This is a genomic window from Acinetobacter proteolyticus (genome assembly GCF_000367945.1).
GTDB lineage: Bacteria > Pseudomonadota > Gammaproteobacteria > Pseudomonadales > Moraxellaceae > Acinetobacter > Acinetobacter proteolyticus.
Genome location: NZ_KB849179.1, coordinates 1,286,868 through 1,306,103, shown reverse-complemented (window position 1 = coordinate 1,306,103; position 19,236 = coordinate 1,286,868). Strand labels below are relative to the sequence as shown.

19 protein-coding genes, 1 tRNA gene and 1 riboswitch are annotated in these 19,236 nt (G+C 40.4%); of the genes, 8 read left to right on the top strand and 12 right to left on the bottom strand.

Annotated elements, in window-relative coordinates:
* Positions 1–7: 7 nt before the first annotated feature.
* The 9 genes from F993_RS10585 to F993_RS10625 all read right to left on the bottom strand — a co-directional run bounded on the left by F993_RS10585 (position 8) and on the right by F993_RS10625 (position 7,490).
* The gene (locus F993_RS10585) at positions 8–421 is read right to left on the bottom strand and encodes a hypothetical protein (RefSeq protein ID WP_004654037.1); all 414 of its coding nucleotides are present in this window, start codon (positions 419–421) and stop codon (positions 8–10) included.
* A gap of 51 nt (positions 422–472) precedes the next feature.
* Positions 473–925, bottom strand: a complete 453-nt coding sequence (locus tag F993_RS10590) for an Mpo1 family 2-hydroxy fatty acid dioxygenase (RefSeq protein WP_004654035.1) — start codon at positions 923–925, stop codon at positions 473–475.
* Positions 926–1,060: 135 nt separating this feature from the next.
* On the bottom strand, positions 1,061–1,672 hold the full coding sequence (locus tag F993_RS10595; protein WP_004654033.1) for a septal ring lytic transglycosylase RlpA family protein: 612 nt from the start codon (positions 1,670–1,672) through the stop codon (positions 1,061–1,063).
* A 289-nt stretch (positions 1,673–1,961) separates the two neighbouring features.
* The gene (gene mltB, locus F993_RS10600) at positions 1,962–2,963 is read right to left on the bottom strand and encodes a lytic murein transglycosylase B (RefSeq protein ID WP_004654031.1); all 1,002 of its coding nucleotides are present in this window, start codon (positions 2,961–2,963) and stop codon (positions 1,962–1,964) included.
* Positions 2,964–2,982: 19 nt separating this feature from the next.
* Positions 2,983–4,125 carry a rod shape-determining protein RodA gene (rodA, locus tag F993_RS10605; RefSeq protein WP_004654030.1) on the bottom strand — a complete coding sequence of 381 codons (1,143 nt, stop codon included), beginning with the start codon at positions 4,123–4,125 and terminating at the stop codon, positions 2,983–2,985.
* A gap of 154 nt (positions 4,126–4,279) precedes the next feature.
* A complete protein-coding gene (locus F993_RS10610; RefSeq protein ID WP_004654029.1) occupies positions 4,280–4,939 on the bottom strand; it encodes a hypothetical protein in 660 nt (219 codons plus the stop codon).
* A gap of 33 nt (positions 4,940–4,972) precedes the next feature.
* Positions 4,973–5,788 (bottom strand): NADPH-dependent 7-cyano-7-deazaguanine reductase QueF, encoded by an 816-nt coding sequence (gene queF / locus F993_RS10615; protein ID WP_004654027.1) that lies wholly within the window; start codon positions 5,786–5,788, stop codon positions 4,973–4,975.
* Entirely contained in the window at positions 5,785–6,558 is a 774-nt protein-coding gene (locus F993_RS10620; RefSeq protein ID WP_004654025.1) for an ABC transporter permease, read from the bottom strand. Before F993_RS10620 ends, queF begins: the two co-directional genes overlap by 4 nt.
* On the bottom strand, positions 6,555–7,490 hold the full coding sequence (locus F993_RS10625) for an ABC transporter ATP-binding protein (RefSeq protein WP_004654024.1): 936 nt from the start codon (positions 7,488–7,490) through the stop codon (positions 6,555–6,557). Before F993_RS10625 ends, F993_RS10620 begins: the two co-directional genes overlap by 4 nt.
* A 273-nt stretch (positions 7,491–7,763) precedes the next feature.
* Between F993_RS10625 and F993_RS10630 the strand changes: the two genes are divergently transcribed.
* Together F993_RS10630 and F993_RS10635 are read left to right on the top strand one after the other, a co-directional pair.
* A tRNA-Arg gene (locus F993_RS10630) sits at positions 7,764–7,839 on the top strand.
* A 174-nt stretch (positions 7,840–8,013) separates the two neighbouring features.
* Positions 8,014–8,556, top strand: a complete 543-nt coding sequence (locus F993_RS10635) for a hypothetical protein (protein WP_004654023.1) — start codon at positions 8,014–8,016, stop codon at positions 8,554–8,556.
* Between the two features lie 31 nt (positions 8,557–8,587).
* Here F993_RS10635 and F993_RS10640 read toward each other — a convergent pair whose 3' ends face one another.
* Both F993_RS10640 and F993_RS10645 read right to left on the bottom strand, forming a co-directional pair.
* Entirely contained in the window at positions 8,588–9,175 is a 588-nt protein-coding gene (locus F993_RS10640; RefSeq protein ID WP_004654021.1) for a hypothetical protein, read from the bottom strand.
* A 149-nt stretch (positions 9,176–9,324) separates the two neighbouring features.
* Complete coding sequence (locus F993_RS10645; RefSeq protein ID WP_004654019.1) at positions 9,325–10,008, bottom strand: putative quorum-sensing-regulated virulence factor; 684 nt, start codon at positions 10,006–10,008, stop codon at positions 9,325–9,327.
* 256 nt (positions 10,009–10,264) lie between these two features.
* On the opposite strand from F993_RS10645, the gene F993_RS10650 reads away from it, so the two are divergent.
* Positions 10,265–11,503: an alpha/beta hydrolase gene (locus tag F993_RS10650; protein ID WP_004654018.1), complete on the top strand. Its 1,239-nt coding sequence runs from the start codon at positions 10,265–10,267 to the stop codon at positions 11,501–11,503.
* Between the two features lie 50 nt (positions 11,504–11,553).
* Here the strand turns inward: F993_RS10650 and F993_RS10655 are convergent, their stop codons facing one another.
* Positions 11,554–12,381 carry a DUF695 domain-containing protein gene (locus F993_RS10655; RefSeq protein ID WP_004654017.1) on the bottom strand — a complete coding sequence of 276 codons (828 nt, stop codon included), beginning with the start codon at positions 12,379–12,381 and terminating at the stop codon, positions 11,554–11,556.
* A gap of 163 nt (positions 12,382–12,544) precedes the next feature.
* Between F993_RS10655 and glyA the strand changes: the two genes are divergently transcribed.
* The 5 genes from glyA (at position 12,545) to uca (ending at position 19,166) form a co-directional block, all read left to right on the top strand.
* Entirely contained in the window at positions 12,545–13,798 is a 1,254-nt protein-coding gene (glyA, locus tag F993_RS10660; protein ID WP_004654015.1) for a serine hydroxymethyltransferase, read from the top strand.
* A 38-nt stretch (positions 13,799–13,836) separates the two neighbouring features.
* Entirely contained in the window at positions 13,837–13,974 is a 138-nt protein-coding gene (locus F993_RS20505; protein WP_004654014.1) for a hypothetical protein, read from the top strand.
* A 30-nt stretch (positions 13,975–14,004) separates the two neighbouring features.
* Positions 14,005–14,106: riboswitch (guanidine-I (ykkC/yxkD leader) on the top strand.
* Positions 14,107–14,152: 46 nt separating this feature from the next.
* Positions 14,153–14,890 carry an urea amidolyase associated protein UAAP1 gene (locus F993_RS10665; RefSeq protein WP_004654012.1) on the top strand — a complete coding sequence of 246 codons (738 nt, stop codon included), beginning with the start codon at positions 14,153–14,155 and terminating at the stop codon, positions 14,888–14,890.
* Positions 14,891–14,906: 16 nt separating this feature from the next.
* On the top strand, positions 14,907–15,551 hold the full coding sequence (locus F993_RS10670) for an urea amidolyase associated protein UAAP2 (RefSeq protein ID WP_004654011.1): 645 nt from the start codon (positions 14,907–14,909) through the stop codon (positions 15,549–15,551).
* Between the two features lie 9 nt (positions 15,552–15,560).
* Positions 15,561–19,166 carry an urea carboxylase gene (gene uca / locus F993_RS10675; protein WP_004654010.1) on the top strand — a complete coding sequence of 1,202 codons (3,606 nt, stop codon included), beginning with the start codon at positions 15,561–15,563 and terminating at the stop codon, positions 19,164–19,166.
* Positions 19,167–19,236: the final 70 nt, after the last annotated feature.

Genomic DNA, 19,236 nt, shown 5'->3' with positions numbered 1-19,236 from the left:
GAATTATTTATTCATCCCAGAAATTTCGATCAAATGGTTTAAATTGAAGGGCATCTTTCTCTGAGATGCCAAATTCATTCATTAAATCGATATAAACTCTCTTAACATTATCCAGTGCTGACTCTTCAATTGGACCATATATTTCACCATTTTTCATAATAAGTGCATAAATATAGTCAATTGAGCCGCCAAAACACACATATTCAATAAAAAGCCATTGTCTAACATGACTGATATTCATCGCGCTAAAAAGAGCTTTTATGTCATCTGGTGATGATGGCGTTTTAATTGTTGGGGATAGCTTTATCCCAATGCCATGGAATGGTTCTTTGATATCTTTCCAAGTAGTCCCGTCAATAGGATAAAAGGGGCTTTTGATTTGCTCGGTTAATGCAAAAAAACCTACAAATTGATATGACATTTAAATCCTATTCCTGAATATTCAGAGATTTGTTGCAAGATATGCGCTAAATTAGCTTGTAATCGCTGATTTTTGACGAAGTTTCCATTTAGGTAGAACTTTAGCTAAATAAGCGTCCATACACCATACAGGGCCAATCAGGAGGAATTGCAAGTCTTTAAAGAATGAAGGCTTCTTACCTTCAACTTTGTGCCCGTAAAATTGCCCGATCCATGCAATCACAAATACGCCAATATAGAATCCTACACCGACAGGTAAAATCACAATTAGCCATGCCATTACTGCTAACAAAGCCGCCATAGCAATCGCAAGTACGATGTCCAAACGGGCATAAAAGACTAAAGTTAAAACCAGCAATAATGCGGTGAGCAGGGTGCTAAAGTGCGCCAGAATACCAATGATCGAAAATAGAATGGCAGGGACGCAGACCCAATGGATTTTTTTGTTGGTTTGGTTTTGGTGACTGTCACTATATTCATCAAACCATTCGTCGATTGATTTCACAGCGCGCTCCTTGCAGTATTCATTTTTATTTATTCAATATACCGAAGAATTGGATGGGCCGTAAAGCATTAACACGGGTTGTAGATAAAAATAAAAAAGCCGCATAAGCGGCTTTTGAGTTGTGGTCTTAAATGATTAAGAATTAGGACCATCAACACGTTCAATGCTCACATTACCTGTACCTGCGCTCGACATACCCAGTTGCTTTGCTGCACCATAAGATAAGTCTAATACACGGTTACCATGGAATGGACCACGATCGTTAACTTTTACAACAACACTTTTACCATTGTCTTTGTTTGTTACACGGATATAACAGTTCAAAGGCAGGCTACGGTGTGCAGCAGTCATTGCATTCATATCGAATGTTTCACCGCTTGCTGTTTTACGGCCATGGAATTGGCGACCATACCATGACGCAACGCCACTTTGGCTGAATTTACGAACGGTGTTCGAAGCAACAGTATTCAGTTTTTCAATCACTGAAGGCTCTTCTTCAGGGATATCGATCTTAGCAGCAATCGTTTGGCGACGAACTTTGTCACCTGAACTCTCAGTGATTGAAAGACTATTAACGTTTGAGAAACGAGAATTAAAATTTTGAGAATCTTTGCTTAGAACGCGGGCAGCCAAATTAGAACCTTCCACGTCATTTGATAATGATGAAGACTGTACCATTTCAGCATGTAACGGGCTTAAACTTAAGCCTGCCGTCAGCGCTAGAATATATTTTAGCGAAAACTGCATTGTATAAACTCCTAGAGAACATGCTTTTCTATTTCAATAAAAACACCTTGAAATATAGTGCACATGTCTAATTATTCACTTTTGCAATTACTTTATCTTGCGGCGATAATATTCATCGCTTACGAAGTGTGTCTAGTCTTTAACGATAAATAGTTACAAAAAGGGCAAAAACTTACAGTTTCTGGTTATAAAATAATCAAAATTGTAACAATTTATGAATTTTGCTGAATATATGTACTTTTTAAATAAAAAATTTATTGACTTTTCATAATGTTGTAAAAAAGCTAGCCTATCGGCTAGCTGCTTCTGTGCCCAATAACCACACTGCAGTGGCATACATTCTGCTTCTATTGTAGGTGGTAATCACTTGGAAATTTGGATAAGTAATATAGTAAATTGGACCAAATTGGTCTTGTAATTGAATAACATTGACTAAATCAAGGTCGTCAATTTTTACCAAAGGGTCAAGTGGTGCAATTCCTAATCTTTTCAATTCACCATAAGGGGTTGGCTGGGTTAAATCTTTGGCAATCACGCTATCTGGATTGTTACCTGAGTAACGAGCAGGGAAGCCAATTGGACGATCACGTTCCCATCCGTGCTGAGCTAAATAGTTTGCAATTGAACCAATCGCATCCGCAGCAGAGTTTCTTAAATCAATATGACCATTGCCGTCGTAATCCACACCTAATTTTTGAATATTACTTGGCATAAACTGTGGGTAACCAATCGCACCAGCATAAGAACCCACAATACTGTTGGTTGGATAACCTTCTTTATATGTCCAAGAAATCAAAGCAGCGAGTTCGTCACTAAAATAATCAGCACGACGTGGGTAACCAAAGGCAAGCGTGGCTAAGGCATCTCTGGTGATGAAAGAGCCTTTATTGGCACCATAACCCGTCTCTACCCCTAAAATGCCGAGGATTACCGATTTAGGCACACCGTACTGCTGTTCTGCGCGATTAAGCACATCTTCATACTGGTTTTTAAAACGAACACCTCGTTGAATCGTACCTTCAACTAAAAACATGGAGCGGTATTCATACCAGGGTTTACTTTCACCCGGGCGAGTCATGATGTTTAAAATGTTGGGTAAATTACGTGCACCGCTCATGGCTGCATCAATCTGTTCGCCACTTAACCCATAGGTTGTCATTGCTTTTTGTTTGAATGCAGGGTAATTGGGATGAGTGTAAAATTCATTGGCTTGTGCCCAATTACTGCTCAAGAATAAACCAGCGCTTAAAGTTAAAAATTTAAAAGTTTTATTCAAAGTAGGAAGAAACATAAGTTTATAAAATTCCTCATTATCGATGTGTATGAATAGACATAACCAGTCCAAAAGTTGACATAAGAGTAATAATTGCAGTTCCGCCATAACTCATGAACGGCAAAGGCACACCTACTACAGGTAAAATACCACTGACCATGCCTGCATTTACAAATACATAAACAAAAAATGACAAACCAAAGGCACCAGCAACCAAACGACCATAGTTATGGAAGCTTTGTAAGCCAATCTGGAATGTTCTAAAAATGATTGCACAATAGAGAAGAATCAGCAGGGTGACGCCAATCAAGCCAAATTCTTCTGAATAGGCAGCAATAATAAAGTCAGTATGACCTTCCGGTAAAAAGTGCAGGTGGGATTGCGTTCCTTCCAAGAAACCTTTACCTGAAAAGCCACCAGAACCAATCGCTGTTTTAGATTGAATAATATTCCAACCCGTTCCGAGTGCATCGGCTTCTGGGTTAAATAAAGTCAGAACGCGTTGACGTTGATAATCATGCAGTAAAAATTCCCAAGCAATCGGAATAATAATCCCTGCAATGCCCGCTGCACCTGCAATCAATTTCCATGATAAGCCACTGAGGAACAGGACGAAAATCCCGCTGGCAAGCACCAATAAAGAAGTACCTAAGTCGGGTTGTTCTGCAATCAGTAGAAAAGGAACAACAATCAACAATAAAGACAGAATGACTTGTGAGAAGCTTGGAGGTAGGGCTTTACGTGACAAGAACCAAGCCACCATCATTGGCATGCCGATTTTCATAAATTCGCTGGGTTGTACGCTACCAAAGCCTGGAATGTCAATCCAGCGTTGCGCTCCCATACGAACTTCACCAAAAACAACCACGGCAAGCAATGACAACACCCCGAACACATAAAAGTAAGGGGAAAATGCCTGATACACTTTGGGAGGAATCTGAGCCAAGCTAAACATGACCACAAAGCCAATACCAAAGCTCATGGCTTGTTTACTGACCAGTCCGACATCTTGGGCTGATGCGCTATATAAAACAGTCAGTCCAAGTAAGGCATTGAGAATCAGAAACAGGCATAGCCATGGGTCGATATGTAGTTGTTGCCAACGAGAAGGCTGATTGGCAGTACTCAAGCCATCACGAGGTGCTTGACGTAAAAATTTGTATTGCGGGCTTGGAGACATGCGATTCTAAATCAAGTAAATCAACGCTTCGCGAATGCTAACATAAACGCTGATTTAGACAATGCAAATTTAGAAATTGTGACATTTATAAGCGATTAATTTGGCATAAAAAAAACGACGATTTGGCAATCGTCGCTTTCTTATCATTCTAAACTTATTTTTGTACCAAAAGTTGGTCGAAGTGCTTGGTAAAGACTTCAAGTTCTACTTGGCTTAAGCTCGGAATGAGTTTCTTAATCACGATATGTACAGCAGTTTCTACACCACTGGTCGCAACGCTGGCAACGCCACGTTTCACCATACCTAGACCAAGGGTTTTGTTGAATTCAGTCATAAAGTGATGGATCAAAGCGTCTGCAAACTTTTTAAACTGCTGCGTTAAAGCATCACGTTGTTCTTTACCGTTTCCAGCAGCCACTTCTGCAAAGCTTTTTTTCATGTCGTTGACAAGGCTATCTGGTAATACCGTACCGATACGTTGTTTACCTTCATTATCAATGAATAAGCTCTTTTCCATGAATGCTAATGATTCAAGCACTTGTTCATTAGACGCTTTACCTAATAGCTGCTTCATCAAAGTTTCAACAATGCCGCGAATTTTAATTGCAAGACCTTCAGTCGTATCACGTTTGTCACTTGGTGGAAATTGTTGAACCAAGTGAACCAACATAGTGTCAATTAACTCATCAGTTAGCTGTAGAGAAATTTTGTCACGTAAAGGGTATTGAGGCTCTTTACTGTCACGGTTGGCTTGTGCAAGTTGAATGTCCTGACTCAAACTTGCTGACGGAAGAATCCCGAAATAACTGGTCATTGAAGAACGTCCTCTATATCAAATTTATTCGTTTTATTGTCGTGCCAAGCGAATTGGCTCGGGCATCCATGACAAATCTGATACTCGACATGGGTTAATATCCAAGCCCCCGCGGCGAGTATAGGTTGCATAGACCATCAGCTTTTCTGGCTTTAACAGTTGCCAAATATCCGCAAATATTTGCTCAACACATTGTTCATGAAAACCATTATGCTGACGGTACGAGATAATATAAGCTAAAATGCTGCGATAACAAGGCTTTTTACCTTGCAAACGAATAAAAACAGTGCCCCAGTCTGGCTGGCCTGTCACAGGACAATTACTTCTCAATAAGTGTGAATACAGTTCGATTTCAACCTCATCTTCTGTGGTTGTATCCAATTGCAACAAGGTTGAGTCAGGATGCTCTGATAAACGCTCAGGAATGAGATCATCGATACAAATCCCTTGAGGTTTAGAAATTGCTAAATCATCAACTTGAAACAGTTCCAGCTCGACTTTAGCACCCGCAGCATTGGATAAATCACCTTCAACGGTTTCAATAAAAGCTTGCTGAGAATCAAATTGGGTGAAGTTCATGCTGTTGAAATAAAGTTTAAGCGACTTTGATTCAATTAAATTGGGTGAATGGGCTGGTAGAGTCAAACGACCAATCGCCACTTGTGGTAAACCGAAGCTGTTTAGCCATGAAATTTCAAATACATGCCACCAGTCTTTACCCTGTGTAATTCCGTCAACATGTAAATACTGCTGACGTGACTCGGCACGAGCAATTGGAAATAAAACATCGGGTTGATATTGAGTAGGGTATTGGGTGTCTTTACCCAATAAAGAATGTTCAACACTCATTCACGCATTCCTGAACCACGAGCTAATAAATGATAAGCAATTGCATAGAGGACAACACAGCATAGCGTCACGATACCTAAAGAGAAGGATACATTGACATCGCTATGACCTAAGATACCGTAACGGAAGGCATTGACCATATATACAATTGGATTAACTAAAGAGACGTTTTGCCAAAATGGGCTGAGTGCACTAATGGCATAGAACACACCACCTAAATAGGTGAGCGGTGTTAATACGAAAGTCGGGATAATTGAAATATCATCGAAAGACTTGGCATAAACCGCATTGATAAAACCGCCCAATGAAAATAATAATGAAGTAATGATGACGGTATATATAGTCACAAATACATTATAAATTTCTAAGTGAGTAAAGAATAAGCTCATTATCGTGACGATCAAACCGACTAACACACCACGGCTAACACCACCAATTACATAACCCCACAGGATTAAGTGCAAGGGTACTGGGCTCATAATCAGTTCTTCAATACTTTTCTGGAATTTGGCACTAAAGAAGCTTGAGGAAACGTTGGCATAGCTGTTGGTGATCACGGCCATCATAATCAAGCCAGGCACAATAAACTGCATATAGCTAAAGCCACCCATTTCACCAATACGTGAGCCAACTAAGTTGCCAAAAATCACAAAGTACAAACTCATGGTGATTGCTGGTGGAAGTAGGGTTTGTGGCCAAATTCGCATAAAGCGACGAATTTCTTTAACCACTAAAGTCCAGAGAGCGGTTTGTAATTGACTGAAATTCATTGATCCGCTCCTGCAAGATTTTTCTCGACCATTTTCACGAACAATTCTTCTAAGCGATTCGATTTATTACGCATACTGCTGACTTGGATATTCTGTGACTGTAATAATAAGAACAGATCATTCATGCTATGCGCTTTGTCCATAGTCACTTCTAAGGTGACTGGATCAATCAAATTGAATTTAAAACCAATAATGTTGAGATCAAATCCATTGATTGGCTCAGCTAAATCAAAAATGAACGATTCTTCATTGAGTTGATTAAGGAAGCCTTTCATCGAGGTATCTTCTTTAATCACACCACGGTCAATGATTGCAATACGACGACACAGCATTTCTGCTTCTTCTAAATAGTGTGTAGTAAGAATAATCGAAGTGCCATTTTCATTCATTTCGGTGAGGAAGTCCCACATCGAACGACGTAACTCAATATCAACGCCAGCTGTCGGTTCATCAAGGATCAGCAGTTTAGGTTCATGCATCATCGCACGTGCAATCATCAAACGGCGTTTCATACCACCAGAGAGCATACGCGATTGAATATTGCGTTTTTCCCACAAGCCGAGCTTTTCTAAATAATGTTCAGCACGTTGTTCAGCCAGTTTTTTCGGAATGCCGTAATAACCTGCTTGAGTCACTAAAATATCGAAAGTTTTTTCAAATTGCCCAAAGTTAAATTCTTGAGGAACAACACCAAGACATTGTTTTGCATGAGAGGGATGGGTATCTAAGTTGTGCCCAAAAATCTCAACAGAACCAGATGTTTTTTTGGTTAAAGAGCTGATAATACCAATCGTTGTCGATTTTCCTGCACCATTAGGTCCTAATAATGCATAGAATTCACCTTCAGGTACGGTAAGGTCAATCCCTTTTAACGCCTGAAAACCATTACGATAAGTTTTGGACAAACCGCTCAACACCAAAGCATCAGTCATAAACGTCTCACGTTGTTAAATAGAACGGGTATTTTGAGCGATATGAAAAAATAAACCAAGTAGAAAAATAGGTTTATGGCGTGTTAAAAACAGAACGTTGTCTGTTGGGCTTGATTCAAGGGTGAGGAGATCGGTTTTTGTTAAATTAAACTGTTTAAAAGTAATTAGATAATTCTACAAGACCAAAATCGTTGATTTAATAGACAATAAACATTTTTGTTTAAGGCTATGTATTTACCAATATGCTTTTTTTGCCTATGATGTGGCTCGCATGCGCTCATAGCTCAACTGGATAGAGTACAGGTCTCCGAAGCCTGTGGCGTGGGTTCGAGTCCCGCTGAGCGCACCAAATTTACTTTTTGAAACTTAAAAATTACTCATATATTTAAATTGCTGAGCTATTTTACTTCTCATCAATTGTGTTTACCCAGTTTTTTCCTTCTTGTAACTTTAGAGCCAACAGGCAAATTATTATGCTATTGATCACTACAATAACGTAAAACGTCAATCTGTCGGATTAAACATGTATAAAAAAATATTAATATTAAGTCTGCTTCTTAGTACGGGCTGTACTGATTCTTATAAAAAGGTAACAGATGTTGAAAGATCAGATTATCTGGCGATGAATACTTTTGTCGATAGACTTTCTAAAAAATTAGTTGATCTAGACATTCAAGTTCGTGCTGATAAGAATCTAGTGAGATTTAATAATATAGATGCAAACTCAAGTTATTTTTTCTTGCCAGACCAACATTGGTTGGATATTAAAGTATCGAAATATCCAGATACTGACAGTTGGAATGAGTTTGTGGTGTCTTCAAAATACCCAAATGATTACAAGGCATCAAAAGAAGAAGCATTAAAATATTGCAGGAATTTATTGAAACTTGTGAATCCTAATTTTGATGAAGTTTTTGAACGGTTATCCAAAGAGTTTGAGGCATCGTCTAAGGGGCAAGAATACAATAGTTTATTAAAAACCGAAGGGCTATACCTGATTGTACTAGATGGAGTACCTTTTGAAACTGGTGCTCCATTTGTCTGTTCGGTAACTCAAAGCCGATAAAAGATTGGCAAAACAGTTTTCTATTTAAATATCATAAATGCTGCACTGAATAATTGATCAACTTTAAAGTTTGATTCAGTTGAGTAGGTGGAATTCGTGATTCTTGCAGTGAGGTAATCCATTGCATTTGGCAGGCTTTGAGTTGTTGTAAAGAGCTAATTGACTGAATTTTCTGGATCAACGGGCGTGCCATTAGACCGCAATAGGTTGTGAGTGTTTGAATCATCACTTGCTGGATTTCAACAAAAGGTAATTTTTCTAATTCAATAATTTCAGGTTCGGTTTCTGGTTTTAGTTCGACCTCAATCGGTTTTGGTACGATTGCGGTTATTTCTTCTGCTGTAATGGGCTCTGATAGTGTTTTGAGATCATTAACTTTTAATTCTGACACTACATTTTCTTTTTGGACTATAGGCGTTGTTTGTTCAGCCAGTAGCCCCATATCAATCAGTTGTTGAACCAGTTCAGTCGGTGCAATCCTTTGCTTATAGTCTTGATCCAGTTCTTTAAAATCTTCATGATCAATTAAAAGAAGTAGACGACGTTGACGTGCAGTCAATGCAATATTGCGTTCTTGTAGGGCAGTTTGCCCAAGCTCTGTTTTAAAAAAATGTGACATCTCTTAATCTCCCCCAAATCAAGATCTAGACGGAGATTAAGATAAGGTTAAAAAATGACAATAATGTTAACAATTTATTAAATATCATTGCCTTGTTTAAAGTAAGCGGCAAATAAGCTAAAAATTGAGAACTTTATCCTTTATTTCTCTCATTTAGTTTCTAATGCTTTGCGTAAATACGGGTCAAGATCATCCTGACGCATTAACCATTGAATGTAATCAGCAGGGAGGTCTTGAATGGCTGTACCTTTGTGTTTACCAAAAGTAATGCTTTTAGGAATACGGGCGTCTTCAGAAGCAAGATAAAGTTGTTCGATATTTTGAATGTTCAGTTGGTGAATAATATGCATCAAAATATTGGCGGTTAAGATAATATCTGCATCGGCTCGATGCGCACCTTTCAACATTTCCCGTGCTTTGTCACTGCCTTTCGAGATCAAATAAATCAGGGCGGAAATATTATGTGCCTCAGCATCTTCCCACACGCGACGAGCTAAGGCCAAGGTACAAATTGGTTTTAATTTTGAGGTATCAACGCCACAACGTGCAATAGCTGCAATATCATAATCAACGTTGTGCCCAATGATATAAGTTGTTTGAGCAGGAAGTTGAAATTCATTATAAAAAGGCTGGTCTACGAGATCGGATTCTAAAATATGATGTACCGCCATCGCAGCAAATGAAATAGGCTGGCCAACTTGATAAAGCTGATCAAAAATTTGTTTTTTATCGAGACTGAGCTTTCCATTTTCAATTTCAATTGGGGCATAGGCAATTTCAATCGGCAAACCATTCAACGTATGTGTTTCAGTATCTAAGATGATTGCTTGCATAAAGTTGGCCTGGCTTGAGTTGAGAATGTGGAATATCTTACAAGAAATTCCTCTCAAGCTGTGCTGAATGAGGCGGATGCAGTTTAGTTTTTTTTAAAATTTAGACAGAAGCTTGGCTGAATCTGCATAAATAAACAGCAAAATAAAAAAATACTTGAACAATTTGGGATTTAGCGCATTCTTATGGAAGTATTTGCCTTAGTAAAAGAAATACTAAGTACTAAAATGAAAACGATAAAAATCAGGGAAACATGACATGAATATGAAATTATTAACGGTTGCGCTGCTGAGCTCAAGTGTCTTGCTTACAGCTTGTAATGATGATGACGACAATATTTCGTTTGTACCTAAGCCGGAAATTCCAGAAAATAATATTAAAAATCCTGTGGTGGGTATTCCTGTCGCTTATACCAAAACAGATTTTAGCGCTGTGGCTGCTGAAAGTTCGGTCATGACGTATAAAATGTTAGGACAAAATGGTAAAGAGACCATGGCGACCACACTATTATTTGTACCCGGTGGGCCAACACCAGCAGGGGGGTGGAAAATTGTTGCGTGGGCGCATGGTACAACTGGGGTTGCAGATCAATGTGCACCAAGTCGTAATGTAACCAATCCTGTTATTCAAAATATGATTAGTCAATTTCTGGAAGCTGGATATGTAGTGGTTGCACCTGATTATGAAGGTTTGGGAGAGCCAAGCGGTCTTGAGTTGCATCCTTTCCTAAATGTAAAAAGTGAAGCTTATTCGATTACAGATGCGGTGGTTGCTGCGCGCTTTTATTTAGCAGGGCAAGGTAAATTGGTTTCACGCCAATGGATGACAGTTGGACATTCTCAAGGTGGGCAAGCCGCATTGGGTGTAGCGCAATATGAAAGTCGTGCCAAGCTTGACTATAAGGGGACGGTTGCTGTGGCGCCTGCTTCTAATTTAGCTGCAATTTTGGTAAATGGTAATACATCTGTTGAAAATGCACCAATTGAGCAAAAAGTGGGTATGTATGCTCAGCTAGATACCTTTACTGCTTTGATTACAGCTGGATTAAGAAATCTTACACCAAGTTTTAGTTATTCAGATGTTTTTAAAACGCCAACTGATTTGATAGCAAAACAAGCTGAATCAGATTGCTATGATGTATTAGGTCAGAAATTTGGAGCAGCGATGCTGGATTATGCGAGTAAAAACAATAATAGTTTAACCAATTATCCACGAACACAAACCAATTTTATGACTGTGCCTTTGGTAAAAACGTTCTTGGAAACTGATTCTCAGCCAGCGCAGGTGAAATTGAGTCAGCCTGTAGTCATTTATCAGGGAGCGAAAGACACAACCGTTCCAAAGGGCGCGACAGATGCACTTGTGAGTGTTGCTCAGAATAAAGGTTCAAAAATCCAGTACATTACCAATACTGAATGGGATCATGCTACAGCTTATGGCTTGAATATTGTTAATATTGTCAAGGATGTAAAAGCGGCGATGCCTGCCAATAATTAAGAGAAAAGAGTAGCCCGATTTATTTTTACGAGGTAGGTTGGGCTGTTTATTTAATTTCTAATGATCTGTGTTTCCCAACCATCATACTTAGCATTAAATTGTTGAGCTAATCTACATAGCTGTGTAGTACATGCATCAATAGATTCTTGGTTCACGGAATCTTTTCTGGAAACTTGTAATTGATAATGAAAGTTTTGACTTCCTTCAACTTGACCTTGTTGAATAATTTCAAAGCCCAAAGATTGAATTGTTTTTGAAAAAACAGCTCGGTCTGTGTCATTTTGGAAATAAATCCAGTGATCTACAGGGCGTTCAACTTCAAGATTATCTCCATGGTTTAAAAGTTCTTCAATGACAGATCTATTCGAAATGGATTGCATGATTTCTTCAGTTGGATACATATAATCGAAATAGGTTGACCAATCTGAATCAACTTTTTGGCTAAAATGATAACTATAGTCTGGATAAGATTGCATGATTTTATGAATAAAAGAGTCTACATCTATTCCATCTTTGCAATAAAAGTAGAAATATCTCAAGTGATTATGAGTCAAACGGCCGACATAGAGAGTTGGGAGTCTGATGGTGAGCGCAGGGATGATTTGATCCTCTAATTCGATTAGAAGATCAAATTCCTCATTGGAAGATAGGCCATCTTCTCTTGAATGATTCATCTGTATTTCAACCCAGAGTAAGGTTGATCTATCTGATATCGGTGCAATTCTCGTTAAAGCTAGATTGAGAAAATAACTTGCAGGTTGCCCATCTATATCGCACATATAAAAATCCCAATTTTCTGGAACTTCTTGTAATTGATTGGTGGATTCTTTCATGGTTGTATGATTCTTATTCGGCCAAAATTTATCTATTAATCCCATTCAGATATCCTTTTTTATTTGAGTTGTTAGCATAACAAGTAAGATGAGTAAATTTCACGAATAATTAAATAAATATCAATCTGTGAAACCATAAACTTCGTGCTACAATATGCACCAATCTTTAGCACGGCTTAAAAGCCCTAATTCATAGGACCCTCCGCTAATGTTTGCCAATATCTCTATTGCTGAATTTGATCCAGAATTAGCTCAAGCGATTGCTTCTGAAGGCGTACGCCAAGAAGCACATATCGAGTTAATCGCATCTGAAAACTATTGCTCACCAGCTGTAATGGAAGCACAAGGATCAAAACTTACGAATAAATATGCAGAAGGCTATCCTGGCAAACGCTACTATGGCGGTTGTGAATATGTGGATGTAATTGAACAACTTGCAATTGATCGCGCTAAAGAGTTGTTCGGTGCAGACTATGCAAACGTTCAACCACATGCGGGTTCACAAGCAAACTCTGCGGTTTACCTTGCACTTCTTAACCCAGGTGATACCGTTCTTGGTATGAGTTTGGCTCACGGTGGTCACTTGACTCACGGTGCAAAAGTTAGCTTCTCTGGTAAAACATATAACGCTATTCAGTATGGTTTGAATACTGAAACTGGCGAAATTGATTATGAAGAAGTTGAACGTTTAGCGTTGGAACACAAACCACGTATGATCGTTGCTGGTTTCTCTGCTTATAGCCAAATCGTTGACTGGCAGCGTTTCCGTGACATCGCAGACAAAGTAGGTGCATACCTTTTTGTTGATATGGCGCATGTTGCTGGTTTAGTTGCTGCGGGTGTATATCCTAACCCAGTGCAAATTGCAGACGTAACGACAACAACGACGCATAAAACGCTTCGTGGTCCACGTTCTGGTTTAATCCTTGCTAAAGCAAATGAAGAAATCGAGAAGAAACTTCAATCAGCTGTATTCCCAGGTAACCAAGGTGGTCCTTTGATGCATGCGATTGCTGCTAAAGCAATCTGCTTCAAAGAGGCGATGTCTGATGAATTTAAAACTTACCAACAACAAGTTGTGAAAAATGCGCAAGCAATGGCTGAAGTATTAATTGCACGTGGTTATGATGTTGTTTCTGGTGGTACAGAAAACCATTTATTTCTATTGTCTTTGATCAAACAAGACGTAACGGGTAAAGAAGTTGATGCTTGGTTAGGTGATGCTCACATTACCGTAAACAAAAACGCAGTTCCAAATGACCCACGTTCTCCGTTCGTAACTTCTGGTATCCGTATTGGTACGCCAGCAGTGACGACTCGCGGTTTCGGTGAAGCTGAAGTACGTGAGCTTGCGGGTTGGATTGCTGACGTGATTGACAGCAAAGGTGATGAGAAAGTGATTGCTGATGTAAAAGCTAAAGTTGAAGCTGTTTGTGCAAAATTCCCAGTATATGCAAACTAATGTGTATATCAAAAAAAGCGCCGTAAGGCGCTTTTTTTATGAATAACGAAAACCTAAAAGCATTAATCATTCTAATTTTTCAGCATCATATTGGTGCTTTGTTTTTAAAAATGCACGCTGAACAAGCTAAAAACGATCATTTTGGTATTACGAATATTGAAAATAGTATTACTTAATTGGCATGTCTTTTGCTTCATAACAAGATAGATAAAGTTGTCTAGGGTTCCGATGTGTCCGTATGGAGACATGACTGGTCCGAGAGATAACGGTTCGATAGAACTACACGGAGGGATAAAAGCCCGGGAGGACAGGCATATTGCCATAACGAGGTTAAGCATCCGCAAGAGGTTTGTTATGAATCAATCGTTCTATCACGACAATAAAATACTATGGGAAGAAACATTACCCGGTGGTCATCATTGGTCTGGTCGCATTCAACGCGGTGCAGTTTTACAACTGGAAGCACTTGAGCATCATGCCAATGTGTCTTTGTATTGTGTCAATGCCGATGACAAGCTGGAGCGTTTTAATATGCCCGATAGTCTAAAAGCACAACATACCGCTTTTCTTTCGACAGGGCATGTTTTGTATTCTGACCTTGGCCGTGTGATGGCCTCCATTGTTCAAGATGAACATGGCTGGAATGATGTGTTTTGTGGTCCGAGTACCGCACAGCACATTGCACAACATTTTGGCAAAAAAAACTTTCAGGATGCGCGTAATGACATGCATCAAAATGGTTTGGATAGCTTATTGGTGGAATTGACCAAGTTTGGTCTAGGCCAAGCCGATTTGAGTGCGACGGTAAATTTATTTTCAAAAGTCCAGCCTGATGATCATGGACGATTAAGCTACATCAGAGACGATAATCAGAATCAAAAGATTGAACTGCGCTTTGAAATGGATTGTTTGGTGTTTCTTTCTGCGGCACCGCATCCACTGGACTCATCCACACAGTATCAACCCGCCGATATCCAACTTCGCCTTTTCAAAGCCAATGCCTTAACTGAACAAGATGTTTGTCGGGATTCATGTGCTCAAAATCAACGTGGTTTTGCCAATAACACACGCTATTACGCATTGTCGAATTAAGGTGGGGAGCAAGAAAATGACAGCATCAGCAAAAATTGAACAGATTGTTTTAGACGAAATTTGTCTTGCAGGCGAAGCATGGATGGGCGAAGTGAAGCAAGGTCAGTATTTCCGGATTATTGATCTGGAAGGGAACCAAGCAGTTGATACCTTGTTTCTCAGCGCTAACAATGCCGAAGAACGTTATAGCGCAACCGATACCTTGGCACAAAATCAGCAGCTTTATCTGGAAAAAGGCACGACATTATTCAGTAATTTTGCCCGTCCCATTGCCACGATTGTCGATGACAATTGCGGCAGACATGACACTTTGGGCGGTGCATGTTCATGCGAAAGTAATACGGTACGTTATGCACATGATAAATATTCAATGCACAGTTGCCGCAACAATTTTATGTACGCCTTGGCACAACATCCGATTGCCAAAAAGCATCAGCTTAATGTTCGTCATATTGGCCCCAATATTAACTTTTTTATGAATGTGCCTGTGACTGCAGACGGCCATTTAAAGTTTGAAGATGGGGTCTCTGCACCAGGTAAATATGTTGAGATCAAGGCCGAAATGGATTTGATCGTGCTGATTTCAAATTGTCCGCAATTGAATAATCCGTGCAATGCCTACAATCCGACTAAAATCCAGCTTGTTATACGTGACGCGTGAGGTGACATAATGTTTAAAAAAGTACTCATTGCCAATCGTGGTGCGATTGCCTGTCGTGTCATTCGTAGTTTAAAGAAACTTGGGATTCAATCTGTTGCGGTTTATTCCGAAGCGGATCGGGATTCCTTACACGTCAGTTTAGCTGATGAAGCGATTTTTATTGGTGATTCAGCTGCACAGCAAAGCTATCTTAATATTGAAAAAATTCTGGCTGCAGCACAGCACACTGGGGCCGAAGCGATTCATCCTGGTTATGGTTTTTTATCGGAAAATGCCGCATTTTGTGATTTGTGCGAGCAACAGGGGATTGCCTTTATTGGTCCGACCTCACAGCAAATGCGTGATTTTGGTCTAAAACATACCGCACGAGCATTGGCGATTCAAAACAATGTGCCTTTACTACCAGGCAGTCAGTTGCTCATCGACTTGGATGATGCACTGATTCAGGCTGATCAAATTGGCTATCCCGTGATGCTGAAAAGCACCGCAGGCGGTGGTGGTATTGGTATGCGTCTGGTGTGGAGCGAACAGGAATTAAAAGAAGCCTATCAAACTGTTTCCTATCTGGCGCAAGCCAATTTTAAAGATGCCGGATTGTATCTGGAAAAGTTTGTCGAAAATGCCCGTCATATTGAGGTACAGATTTTTGGAGACGGTCAGGGCCATGTCATTGCACTCGGTGAGCGTGATTGTTCCGTACAACGCCGTAACCAAAAGGTGATCGAGGAAACACCTGCACCACATTTGAATGAAGAGCAACGTAGGTATATTCAACAGGTCGCCATTCAACTGATGCAGTCAGTGCAGTATCGTTCCGCGGGTACAGTTGAATTTGTGATGGATACCGACACACAACAGTTTTACTTTCTGGAAGTGAATACTCGCTTGCAAGTGGAACATGGAGTGACGGAACAGGTTTATGGTGTTGATCTAGTTGGGTGGATGGTGACCTTGGCCAGCGGGGATTGGCAAGCACCGCAACAGATTGCGCCACCCAAAGGTCATTCGATTCAAGTACGTTTATATGCCGAAGATCCGATCAAAAACTTTCAACCTAGTGCGGGCTTATTGACCAGTGTCAAATTTGACCCTCAATCACGGGTGGAAACGTGGGTAGAAACAGGCTCGAATGTTTCTTCATTCTATGACCCGATGATTGCAAAAATTATTGTCACGGCGACAGATCGTGAGCAGGCGATTGCTGCCATGCAAAATAGCCTAAGTAATACGGAAATTGCAGGGATTGAAACCAATCTCGAGTACTTACAGGAAATTATCAGTGGAGAGGTGTTTCAACAGGGCACACAGACCACGCGTTTCTTGAATCATTTTGAATGGAAAACCCAGAAAATAGAGGTGTTGCAAGCAGGGATTCAAACTGCAGTGCAAGATGTAACAGGGCGTTTGGGTTATTGGGATGTCGGTGTTCCGCCCTCAGGCGCGATGGATGCATTGAGCTTGAATGTAGCCAACCAATTATTGGGCAATGCGTTTAACAGTTCTGGACTAGAATGTACTTTACTTGGGCCGACTTTAAAATTTCATTGTGATAGTCAGATTGCCATCACAGGTGGTGAGATGGAGGTCAGTCTGGATGGTCAACCGGTTGCGATGTGGTCAAGCATTAATGTTCGTAAAGGTCAGGTGTTAAAATGCGGTCGTATCAGTACGGGTTGCCGTAGTTATATTGGGATTAAACATGGATTAAATCTGCCTGCTTATTTGGGCAGCTTAGCCACGTTTACCTTGGGACAATTTGGTGGTCATGCAGGGCGTAACTTACTGATTGGTGATATGTTGCCCATCACTGAGGCGAAAATAGAGCAAACAGTTGCGTTAAAATCTGAACAAATCCCAAGCTTTAAAACTGAATGGGAAATCGCGGTCATGTATGGCCCGCATGGTGCACCTGATTTCTTTACGCCGAATGATGTTGCCATGTTTTTTGATCAAGACTGGGAGATTCATTTTAACTCGAGTCGTACCGGTATCCGCTTGATTGGACCGAAGCCTGAATGGGCACGGATTGATGGTGGCGAAGCAGGCTTACATCCATCGAATATCCATGATAATGCCTATGCGATTGGTGCAATTGATTTCACTGGGGATATGCCGATTATTTTAGGGCCTGATGGTCCGAGTTTAGGCGGCTTCGTTTGTCCTGCGGTGGTGATTAACTCAGAGTTATGGAAATTAGGACAGCTCAAAGCAGGCGATAAAGTCAGATTTATTCCTGTTAGTTATGCACAGGCGCAACAGTTAGAACAACGCTATCAATCGGCCTTGCAGGATGAAACCACATCACAGGTTAATTTTGAACCGATATTCAAAGCTGAGCCTATTACTTTAAAAAATGCGGTGTTGGCGACTTTGGATCAAGGCGCGGATAAACCGAAGGTGAGCTATCGTCCCGCAGGCAACCAATATCTGTTAGTCGAATATGGTGAACTGATCTTAGATCTCAATTTACGTTTTCGTATTCATGCCTTGATGCAATGGGTTCAGCAACAAAATATTCAGGGCATCATTGATCTGACCCCAGGCATTCGTTCATTACAGATTCATTATGATTCAACGGTTCTAGAGCAACTGGATTTACTGCGCTTGTTACAGGTGGCTGAAAGTGAATTACCTGATATTGAAAATATGCAGGTACCGTCTAGAACTGTGTATTTGCCGTTAGCTTGGGAAGATTCACAAACGCAGCTTGCAACCGAAAAATATACCCAATTGGTTCGTCCAGATGCACCGTGGTGCCCAGATAATATCGAGTTCATTCGCCGTATTAACGGTCTTGCATCTAAGCAAGCAGTAAAAGATGTGGTCTATGACACGGCTTATTTAGTGATGGGTTTGGGAGATGTCTATCTGGGTGCACCTGTTGCCACACCGCTAGACCCGAGACATCGTTTAGTCACCACCAAATATAATCCTGCTCGAACATGGACGCCTGAAAATGCGGTCGGAATTGGCGGCGCCTATATGTGTGTTTATGGCATGGAAGGGCCAGGTGGCTATCAGTTTGTTGGACGTACCACACAGGTGTGGAGCCGTTATCGTCAAAATCCGAATTTTGAACCGCACAAGCCGTGGTTGCTTAGATTCTTTGACCAGATCCGTTTCTATGAAGTGTCCGAATCTGAGCTGTTGGAAATGCGTGAAGACTTTAAAGCAGGACGTTTGCAATTACGGATTGAAGAGGGGGTGCTGAATCTCAAAGACTACAATGCTTTTCTAAAAGACAATGAAAGCAGTATTCAGGCTTTTAAACAGGTTCAACAAAGTAATTTTGAAGAAGAACGCCGTCGCTGGCACGAAGCAGGCTTGGCTGAATATGTTTCCGAAAACATGGATGTAGTACTGGATGATTCAGAAATAATTGTTCCGAGTGGTGGCATGATCGTGGAGTCACATATGCCAGGTTCGGTTTGGAAAATTGAATGTACCGTGGGGGATATTATCGAAGAAGGTGAAACCTTGGCGGTAATTGAAGCAATGAAAATTGAAATCCCAATCCTGGCGCCTGCAAAAATGAAAGTAGACAGTATCTTGATTGATAAAGCACAAACGGTAAAAACAGGACAGGCATTATTCACGCTTGCACCTGCCGTATAGCGATTAAATTTATGATGCAGAAAAGGCCCTATGATGAAACATAGGGCTTTTTTTATGTGCATTTATTCAG

Excerpts from the sequence above, each read along its gene's own strand:
- F993_RS10585 (WP_004654037.1), bottom strand. The coding sequence starts at position 421 with ATGTCATATCAATTTGTAGGTTTTTTTGCATTAACCGAGCAAATCAAA.
- F993_RS10595 (WP_004654033.1), bottom strand. The coding sequence starts at position 1,672 with ATGCAGTTTTCGCTAAAATATATTCTAGCGCTGACGGCAGGCTTAAGT.
- mltB (WP_004654031.1), bottom strand. The coding sequence starts at position 2,963 with ATGTTTCTTCCTACTTTGAATAAAACTTTTAAATTTTTAACTTTAAGC.
- rodA (WP_004654030.1), bottom strand. The coding sequence starts at position 4,125 with ATGTCTCCAAGCCCGCAATACAAATTTTTACGTCAAGCACCTCGTGAT.
- F993_RS10610 (WP_004654029.1), bottom strand. The coding sequence starts at position 4,939 with ATGACCAGTTATTTCGGGATTCTTCCGTCAGCAAGTTTGAGTCAGGAC.
- queF (WP_004654027.1), bottom strand. The coding sequence starts at position 5,788 with ATGAGTGTTGAACATTCTTTATTGGGTAAAGACACCCAATACCCTACT.
- F993_RS10620 (WP_004654025.1), bottom strand. The coding sequence starts at position 6,558 with ATGAATTTCAGTCAATTACAAACCGCTCTCTGGACTTTAGTGGTTAAA.
- F993_RS10625 (WP_004654024.1), bottom strand. The coding sequence starts at position 7,490 with ATGACTGATGCTTTGGTGTTGAGCGGTTTGTCCAAAACTTATCGTAAT.
- F993_RS10635 (WP_004654023.1), top strand. The coding sequence starts at position 8,014 with ATGTATAAAAAAATATTAATATTAAGTCTGCTTCTTAGTACGGGCTGT.
- F993_RS10640 (WP_004654021.1), bottom strand. The coding sequence starts at position 9,175 with ATGTCACATTTTTTTAAAACAGAGCTTGGGCAAACTGCCCTACAAGAA.
- F993_RS10645 (WP_004654019.1), bottom strand. The coding sequence starts at position 10,008 with ATGCAAGCAATCATCTTAGATACTGAAACACATACGTTGAATGGTTTG.
- F993_RS10650 (WP_004654018.1), top strand. The coding sequence starts at position 10,265 with ATGAATATGAAATTATTAACGGTTGCGCTGCTGAGCTCAAGTGTCTTG.
- F993_RS10655 (WP_004654017.1), bottom strand. The coding sequence starts at position 12,381 with ATGGGATTAATAGATAAATTTTGGCCGAATAAGAATCATACAACCATG.
- glyA (WP_004654015.1), top strand. The coding sequence starts at position 12,545 with ATGTTTGCCAATATCTCTATTGCTGAATTTGATCCAGAATTAGCTCAA.
- F993_RS20505 (WP_004654014.1), top strand. The coding sequence starts at position 13,837 with ATGAATAACGAAAACCTAAAAGCATTAATCATTCTAATTTTTCAGCAT.
- F993_RS10665 (WP_004654012.1), top strand. The coding sequence starts at position 14,153 with ATGAATCAATCGTTCTATCACGACAATAAAATACTATGGGAAGAAACA.
- F993_RS10670 (WP_004654011.1), top strand. The coding sequence starts at position 14,907 with ATGACAGCATCAGCAAAAATTGAACAGATTGTTTTAGACGAAATTTGT.
- uca (WP_004654010.1), top strand. The coding sequence starts at position 15,561 with ATGTTTAAAAAAGTACTCATTGCCAATCGTGGTGCGATTGCCTGTCGT.